Consider the following 9131-nt stretch of genomic DNA (forward strand, 5'->3'; position numbering starts at 1 on the left):
CGTGTACGTATAATTTTATCTGAATGTTTCATGGTCATAGAATACACTACAGAATTTTTTCCTACTAGCAAAGGCAGCTTCTACTTTGGAGTAAATAATATGTAATGATTGCGCACGTTAAAACTTAGCACCAATGATAGAGCTAACCTAAATTATCTTAAAGAAGAAAGTTAGATTCGGTCTTTACATTTTACTCAATCTATTAATCTTACTGACGTTATCCCACTGACTAATTATGGTAGGAGCCAATTTAGTAATTGTTACTACCAAAAAATACAAAGACCCACCTCTTTCATATAAAGATACAGCTCTTTCATGATCCCAATTAGTGTGATTATATAAAGAGGGGGGGTCTATCAACGCGCCCCGTGGTCACAATTTTATCGTATACGCGGCTAAGACAACGATAAAAACATATAATAAAACTTTTATACCCTAAATATAAACATGGAAAAACACTCTTTTTCGATTTATTCTAAATTTGAAGAAGCCCAAAGACTCTCAAAAGTTCCCCTGCTTCTTAAATCCCACCCAATACGAGCCACAGTACTAGTATACTCCATAAACGCTATTTATTTTGAGAGAATAGATCCATCCATAGTTTCAATATACAAAATATAAAAATAAAAGGTCATTCAGATACTCTACAATAAAGTTATATTATATATTAATATAAAAATTATAGAGATACAAAGATCTAACTCCTCAGCAACCTCCTTCTTGCAGAGGTTATATAAATTTAATAATCTCCAAAACAACAGAGTATTATTTTATTCTTACCTAATTACGTCAATTGTTCATTAATTACAGGATTCGTTATACTGAGTGGAAAAAAAACAATATTGATAATACAAAATGAATTTTATTAAATTATCATTATCAATAAATTAAGAGTTTAAATGATAATTTAAAATCATTTTTTTATGCCTGTAACCCCTCTTAAATAGATGAGGGTTAAAAATTAAGGATGAAAGCCTACTCGTGTGTTGATAAGGCTAGAATAATCTGCTAAACTTTGACAAGTTTACTTAACATAACAGTCTCTATTCCTAAACTTAATAATACCATTTAATCTCAAACAAAAGGATAACTTTTACCCATGTTATAATAGCATCTTTCAATACCAAGACTAAAATAATCTTTACTTTCTTCCTTAACGTTCCAAAGAAGACCAAAGCAAAACCGTCAATTTTTAATTAATAAAATTATAGCATTAAATAAACACTTTCTTTCCTCTACTGTATAAAATTAGAAAAGATCAAAAATCTAGCCTCCCGCTAAAGCTCCAATTTCATTCTTACAACACAATCATTTAAATTAAAAAGCTCTCAAAACTCTTGATGAATCATCATTCGAATCGAATAAACTGCCTACCCCGTTCTTTCGCTTGGAAAAAAGTGGCTTCAGTAGAACCTTGCAGTGAAATTATTTTAAAATTTTTAAATAATTGATATCTAGGAATATTCAGCGTAAATTTTTCTTAAATATACTCTTTGAACCGAGTGATCAGCCGACTTTTCTAAAATTAATTGAGCACGATTTTTAAAAGGTAATATATTTTTAAGCAAATTTACTTCATTAATATGACACCATATTTTTTTAGCAAATTGAACAACTTCTGATTCAGAAAAAGAAGTTAAATAATGAAAGTAGGCATCAGATGCTCTAAAAGATCCACGCCAAAAACTCAAAACCCGATCAACATACCATTTTTTAATAATTTCACATTCAGCATCTACAAATAAAGAAAAATCAAAAAAATCAGAAACAAATAATTTAGAAGAATAATCAGTCTTTTTTGTAAAAGACTGTAAAATATTTAAACCCTCTAAAATAACAATATCGGGTTGATCAATAATTTCATATTCATTGGGAATAATATCGTAATAATGGTGAGAATAAATAGGAATCGGTACTTTAGCTTTTCCCGATTTAATTGCATTGAGAACTCGCAATAAATGAGGCATATCATAGCTTTCCGGAAATCCTTTTCGTCTCATAAGCCCTTTATGTTTTAATTGGGCGTTCGAATATAAAAAACCATCTGTCGTAATAATCTTTACGTTAGGATGATCTGCCCAGCAAGATAATAAGGCTTTTAATACCCGAGAGGTCGTACTTTTACCAACAGCCACACTTCCAGCTACTCCGATAATATAAGGGACTCTACCTTCCGGCTTACCTAAAAATTTCCCCATCGCACGGTATAATGCCCGTCTTGCAGTAACATAGAAACTCAATAAACGGGAAAGAGGCAAATAAATTTCTTCAATTTCTTTCAACGAAACGATCTCTGTTTGGCCATGCAGTTTATCAAGATCGTCTTCAGTCAAGGTAAGTGGAGTATCTTGGCGAAAATTACACCATTCTTTACGTGTAAATTGAAAATAAAGAGTTAATTCTGATGCCTTAAAATTATCATCTATCATGTTTTATATTTATCATTCAATCTCGTGACAAGCTACCAACTTTTATAAGCTAATTGTAAGTTAGATCTATGATTATAGTCCCTTATGCTTCATAATATATTTCCTTATTTTTCGTCAATTTTTAGAGATTTCTGTATAATTGAGGTGATGAAAAATTATTTAAGTATCTTAAGTATCATCAGTTTGTTTTATTTAAGCTTTTCAAGCTTTGCTTGGGCAAGAATTTCTCCACCCCCTGTTCATAATACTCTCGAAGTTCAAATTTTAGGTTTTCCCTTAACCCCCCTAGAGAATGTTTTTAAACGATTAGCCGAAAAACAAATAGCGATTCAAGACGAATTTACAATTGCCACTATTATGAAATTTTACCGAGAGATTCCTAAAGAAATCAAAGAAGCTATTAAACCCTACGGCTATTTTAAACCGTACATCCACTCTTATATTCAACGTTGCCATTCTTCGTTATGGTATAGTCACTTCGTGGTAAATCCAGGCCCACGAATGTATTTTACTCATGTAAAACTACAGATTATAGGACCTGGTAGTTTCGATAAAGCTTTTCAACAACTCTATAAAAATTTTCCAATAAAAGCGGGGAATTTTTTTGATTCCCAAAAATACGAGCAAGCGAAAAATGATTTGTTTAATGTGGCTGCTACTCAAGGATTTTTTAAAGCAAAAATATTAAAAAGTCAAATCCAAATCAATTTAAGTACTTACCGGACTACGGTAACTATTATTTTTAATACAGGTCCACGATTCCACTTTGGAGTAACTCATTTTTCTTATACTCCTTTCAGCCCAGCTTTCATGAATCACTTTTTACAATATCATAAAGGTGATTACTTTAGCGAAGAAAAAGTGAAACAGACTCGAGAAGGTCTGGTTAATTGCAATTATTTTTCCACAGTAATAGTAACCCCAGAACCTGAAAAAGCGATAGGCTTATACGTTCCCGTTACGATTCATCTCCATACTGAACCTAAAAAACAATATAGCTTTGGACTGGGATATGGAACGGATACAAGGGTACGTGCCTTAATCCGAACTAATTTCCGTTGGATTAATCCTTATGGGGATCGATTTAATGCTTATTTGCGTACCTCTTCCGTTAATAGTGCCTTAGTCGCTAACTATTATATTCCTGGAGGCAACCCAATCAAGGATCAATATGTATTAACGGCTGATTTTTTAAATCAAGATCAAGATGTCGGAAAAGGTCGTAGTGAACGGCTCACCGCAAGCTATCAAACCAATCTTAATGGATGGCAACAAACAATTAGTTTAACAGCTTTACAAGAACGTTATAATTTAACCGGCCTACCACGAACTAACGCAAAAGTTTTATATCCTTCAGCTTTGTGGCAACACATTCATGCCGATAATTTGCTTAACCCTAAAAGGGGGTACAGTATAATTGCTACAATTAGTGCTGCTGCTAAAGGTTTTCTTTCAAAGACTAGTTTTTTACAAAGTCGCATTAATAGCCGTTTTCTTTTTACAGCGTGGGATCAAACTCGCTTTATTCTTCGAAACTCACTAGGTTATACCGCTATAAAAAATATTGTTAATTTACCGCTTTCGTTTCAATTTTTGGCGGGTGGAGCTCAAAACTTACGGGGATATAGTTATAATTCAATTGGCCCTGGACGAAGTTTTCTTGTGGGTAGTTTTGAAATTCAACAAAAAATTATGACAAACCTTTATCTTGCGGCTTTTATTGATGCAGGAAATGTAAGTAATCAAATTTATAAAAATAAATTAAAAGTTGACGTTGGTCTAGGTTTAGTAATGTTAACCCCTATTGGCATGTTCGAAGTCACCATTGCCAACCCAATCAGCGAACCTAAAAAGCGCTGGGTCATTCAATTTTCCATGGGCTCACCATTATGATCATGAAATGGATAATTGGAGTTATTATCGGAGTTACTATTTTAATTTTAGCTCTTACTTTAATGTTAACAACACCTATTGGTCTAGGGATAGGGTTAAAAATTACAAAAAAAATAATACCGGGTAAATTTACGTATTCAACAACCTCGGGTCTTATGCATGGACCTTTAACTTTTACTAATTTTAATTATCGACACAATGGATTAAACATTACGATCGATAAGTTAAAAATCGACTGGCAACCTCTGTATTTATTAAAAGAGCAAGTGTTTATCTCTCATTTGGCGGCGCAAAATACTAAAATTATCATGCTCCATCAAATAGATAATCAAAAAATACACAACCCATTAACAGAACGACTTCCAATCACTATACATATTCAAAGCGGATCTTTTTCCAATTTGATTGTTCAGAAGAATATAAACCCTTATTTAATACATTTCAAAAACCTTTTAGTACATAACATAGCTCTCAAGCGTTCATTAATTGCCACAATAGACGGTCAAATGCTTCAACCTTTTCCGATAAATATTCACCTAATTTTTTCTGAGATTCAGGATCATTATCGTATTATCCTCCAAGCAAAAAATCGTGATATTGATTGGCTCATTACAAGTCAAGGCACTCAAGAATGGTTTGAAGCTCAAACATACAAAGCACATACATTAAATGGGCGACTCAATGCTTTCGTAAAAATTCAATTTAAGCCTACTGTCCGCTGGAAAATAGACGTTGATATGGCTCATTTAAATCTTCAGAGAATTTTTAATAAATGGCCTCATCAATTAACCCTTCAACTTAGAACAGAAGGATATTATGAAAATAATACAAATCTTATACCTAATTTTACTGTGCAAGGAACTTTGCAATCTCCACAAGCTTACATACATATTACTGGCCAACACCAACAGCGATGGAATTTAAATTGGATTGCAAATATAGAAAATTTTTCAAGTTTATTGGTAACTACTCATGGAACTGTACAAGGCCATGGTAGCATTATTGGCCCTTCTATATCACCCATTATTAGAGGTGATATGATTGCTCATAATATTGCTTTTCCGAGTATTAAAATTAATAAATTAAAAAGTCATTGGCACATCGATCCTTTTTTTAATAAAGCTTTTACTCTACAACTAGACGCACAACAAATTCAAACTCCTACTTTACAACTATTAACATTAAAAGTTAATACTAAGGAACAACCACACACCCACCATATCAAGACAGAAATATCAATTGACGATAGATCTTTTGGTAAATTTGTTATTACTCTAGCAGGAGAAGAGAATATACAAAATAAAGTTTGGAGTAGAATTTTTCATCAATTTAACATTCAGTCACAAAAATTTGGCGATTGGAAATCCGATGAGCCCCTAAAAATTACTATTAGCGAAAACCACACTACCCTTACTCCAATTTGTTTACACTCTGGCCAAAATCAGATCTGTTTGCAAGGTCAATGGGACCTAAAACCCGTTTCTTTGATTCAGGGAAAATTAACTATACACTCTAATGATCTAAGTGTTATTAGTGCTATTCTTCCCGACACTATTCAAGCTCATGGGCAATTAATCGCTAACTTAGATATCAGTAAGTCATCTACACAACCAGCTATTTATGGTACGGTAAAATTGCGACAGGGAAGTAGTATTGATTTTCCAGAATTGAGACTAAGTATTACTCAGGCTCAAGCTTCTATAGAAGCAACCCACTCAATGATTCATTACCATTTAGCAGGTTATACCCAAAATCACCCAGTGCAAATCGTAGGTCAAACACAATTAAATATACCAGGCTACCCAACAAGGTTTAGTTTACATGATAAAAATCTTTTAATTGTAAATACTCATCAATATATAATTTACGGTTCACCTAATTTAAAAATCAATATTACCGGACGAGATGTCGATATTACTGGGACACTCATCATTCCTCGTGCTATTCTTAAACCCACTACATTTAGTCGCTCCGCCATTTTAACAAGTGATGCAGTTTTCGTAGGCCATGAAGCCAAAAAAGAGTCTCTTTGGCGAATCAATCTGGATCTCCAAGTTATGCTAGGTGATCATGTTGTTATTGATTCTCTAGGGGTAAAAGGTCGGTTACGAGGCAAATTTAATCTCTTAAAAAGAACCCCTCATCAGCCCTTAATTGCCAATGGTCGAATTACTATTATCGACGGAAAGTTTAGTACCCATGGGAGGATCTTGGATATCACCCCACACTCTTCAGTTAGTTTTATTCAGAGCCCAATCACTAATCCTATTTTAAGTGTTCGTGCCGTACGCATATTAAGAGCCTCACCCATTATTCTAGCCCAGCCGGGACCAGAAGAGGTTGGGCTTGGTGAAGGAGTGATCACTATCGGTCTTGATCTTGAAGGGACTTTACATCATCCAGAAGTTAGCTTATATGCTTCAGATCCTGATCTTACTCAAGCAGATATTTTATCGTATTTAATTTTTGGGCACCCTGCCAATCTTAATAAATCTGATAACGTGAATTTTTTAGTAGATGCTATTGATACATTAAAGATTGGTAGCGAAAAAACTTTAATAGGTGGAATTGTTGATCAAATCACTCAAGACTTGGGCCTCACAGAATTAGGCATTGAATCCCAAACTACCACTCTAACTAGATTGGGAACTCCTCCTAACAGGAGCCCCACTCAAAGCGCATTTGTAGTGGGTCGGTATTTATTACCACATCTTTATGTGCGCTACAGTCGTGGAATAACTACATCAATGAATATCATACAGCTTTGCTATCTCATTAGTGGAAATTGGTCCATCCAAACAGAAGCCAGCTCTTTAGGAAATGGCATGGATATTTTATATAGCATCGAACAAAATTAGATTAGTACATTCTCATTTTTAATTAGAGATTTAAAATTTATAATTTATTTTTCTTAACATCCGTAGAGGGCCTGTGTACGGGATAATTGAACGGATTTTATAAGCACAGCAGGATAAGGATCCTAAAAATAAATATTTATAAATTCAATATTACCCTTTATATTGAAGTTTTAGCTAGCCTATGAAAAAAATCTGAATTCATCACATTTTAAATTTCTTTTTACACAGTACTTATCGTTGAATGAGTAAATTCTACTTTTTTCTATAAAGCAAGATATTAATATGTAAAACAAAACTTCTCTATAATTATCTGATTTTTTTCAACAAATATGATACCATCTCTCGAAATTAGTATTCATTCTATCTTGAATGTCTCAGTATCCATCAAGCTTATTTTTTCTAGACTGCTATTTTTTCTATGAAAAAAATATTAATCAATAGTCACATCTGAATCAATTGATTCTTGTATCTTTTTTCAGATTATACTGAATCAATTTAATACGCAAAAAAAGAATTTTTTCTAAAATAAATTACTGTCGTTAAATCTTTAAGATGTCTATCATGAAGATAATGCCTGATCACGAGTAAAGCATAACAAGTTAAGCACTGATAATCTGATTAAGACAGAATTTTCCTTCCTTCTTTTACTGCATTCAATATTATGATGTTATCATTTTTATTTTGTTCCAGTTTTAAAAAGCAGTACTTTTAAATCTGTAGTATAAACCTCAAGCTGATCGCTGAGCCTATCAAGTTATTCACTGCAGATACACAACATTGTAATTCATAAAATACAGTACAAATTTTTTGAGGAAAAGAGAAATATTAACCGGTGAATGAGTTGTATCTCTCCAGTTATTAGGGTTGTTCCCTCTTGATGTTTATTGTTGTTTTTCTTCTTCTCTTTTTTTATTTTGATTACTTCCTATAATTTAGATTTTAGAGTAGAGTGTATCGTATTTTAAGATACAACCAGTTCTTAGTAAGTTTAAAAATTGCTTAATCTCTTATTCTGCTATCTCTGCTCAATTCAAAAAATTTGGATATAAATTTAATAATCTGAGTAGATTTTTTCTTTTAATAACATAAACATTATTTCGCCTATAATACCAAATATATAGCTTTCTCTACCCTACTTAAATGAAGAATATTTTTTATTTTCTCTCCTCTTCTTTTCCTAGTAGTATAACTGTCGCTAAAATATATTGGTTTTTGATTATAAACTTCATAGAATGTTGTTTGATATTTTAAAAAATAGACGTATTTTCACTAAATCTACATTAAGCCTTATAACTGATAATCTGCAATCTCTCTATTGAAAATATATACCCAAGTTATATATAAGTATCTTATTCTATTCTATTTTTTATTGAAGGAAAAACACGCTATTATAATCTTTAAAAAAGTTAATCATAGTAATCCTACAGTAGTTAAATTTAATTAGGGATAAATCTACGTTTGATGAAATTTAAAAATTATTTTAAATCAACTCATACATATTTTAAGTAATTTACTTGAAAATTTTAAAATCAGACTCGCAAGAAGCAAGGTGGCATAATGGAGAGTAAATATATATTTTTCACTGAAGTTCTTTGCTTTCTTTCCCATAAGATCAAAAATTATCATAACAAGAAACCTCCTCATTTATACCTGAAAATGTATTGTGATTATTAGTATTCGAAGGACATATTTTAGAAACCTCCATAAGGAAAATTACTTTATTTGAAGTATCCCAAAATCTAGAATTTTCTAGCAGTTACTTTAAGTATTTAATTCGACGCTTGCATTTATTATAGATTTTTTAATAACTAAAATAATTACATTTAGATTCTTAATTATTTGAATGGGTTACCTTTAAAATTCAGTTAATTCTATGGTGAAGATTTTATCTTTATATTTTGCTTTAAACTTAAAATATTTATATAAAATCGTCCTAAACACAGAAAGCAGT

3 protein-coding genes are annotated in these 9131 nt (G+C 32.0%); 2 read left to right on the forward strand and 1 reads right to left on the reverse strand.

Going from position 1 to position 9131, the window contains the following annotated elements:
• Positions 1-1454: 1454 nt before the first annotated feature.
• Entirely contained in the window at positions 1455-2429 is a 975-nt protein-coding gene (gene coaA, locus CLERM_RS02475) for a type I pantothenate kinase (RefSeq protein WP_102157016.1), read from the reverse strand.
• A 147-nt stretch (positions 2430-2576) separates the two neighbouring features.
• Between coaA and CLERM_RS02480 the strand changes: the two genes are divergently transcribed.
• Together CLERM_RS02480 and CLERM_RS02485 are read left to right on the forward strand one after the other, a co-directional pair.
• The gene (locus CLERM_RS02480; protein WP_102157017.1) at positions 2577-4322 is read left to right on the forward strand and encodes an autotransporter assembly complex protein TamA; all 1746 of its coding nucleotides are present in this window, start codon (positions 2577-2579) and stop codon (positions 4320-4322) included.
• 2 nt (positions 4323-4324) lie between these two features.
• A complete protein-coding gene (locus CLERM_RS02485; protein ID WP_236905120.1) occupies positions 4325-7180 on the forward strand; it encodes a translocation/assembly module TamB domain-containing protein in 2856 nt (951 codons plus the stop codon).
• Positions 7181-9131: the final 1951 nt, after the last annotated feature.

The sequence above is a fragment of the Coxiella-like endosymbiont genome, from assembly GCF_002871095.1.
Classification (GTDB): domain Bacteria; phylum Pseudomonadota; class Gammaproteobacteria; order Coxiellales; family Coxiellaceae; genus Coxiella.